General features: G+C 50.1%; 1 pseudogene. It reads right to left on the minus strand.

Features of this window, described 5'->3' with window-relative positions:
- Positions 1-155: 155 nt before the first annotated feature.
- Positions 156-373, minus strand: a pseudogene (locus J9892_RS21425) (chemotaxis protein); the annotation flags it as partial.

Consider the following 373-nt stretch of genomic DNA (forward strand, 5'->3'; position numbering starts at 1 on the left):
TGGTGGGCATTCCCGCGGAATGCATGGTGTTTTTGCTCATGGGGGGAGCGTATCTAAGGAGCAGGATCAAGCAAGCAGGAAAGTGGGATCAAGAGACGATCGTCTCATTTTTCCTGTGTCAATACTGTTCCGGTGAATACTTACCGTGGTGACTGCTAATCATGGGTAATCAGGAGAACTTTTGATATCTCGTTACTTTGACCTTCAAGCTCATGAATAACCTGAGTGGCTTGCCTAATTTCACCTTCAAGGGCAGTGATTGACTGGCTTGTGTGGGCTACCAGACGCTGGCCAGATGCCGTCTCAGTGTCTGCTCTTCCGGCCGCATCTGCAGCATGCTGTGCATTGCTCGCAACCTCTTGAATGCTTGCCA

It is taken from the genome of Aeromonas sp. Prich7-2, from assembly GCF_017939255.1.
GTDB classification, from domain to species: domain Bacteria; phylum Pseudomonadota; class Gammaproteobacteria; order Enterobacterales; family Aeromonadaceae; genus Aeromonas; species Aeromonas caviae.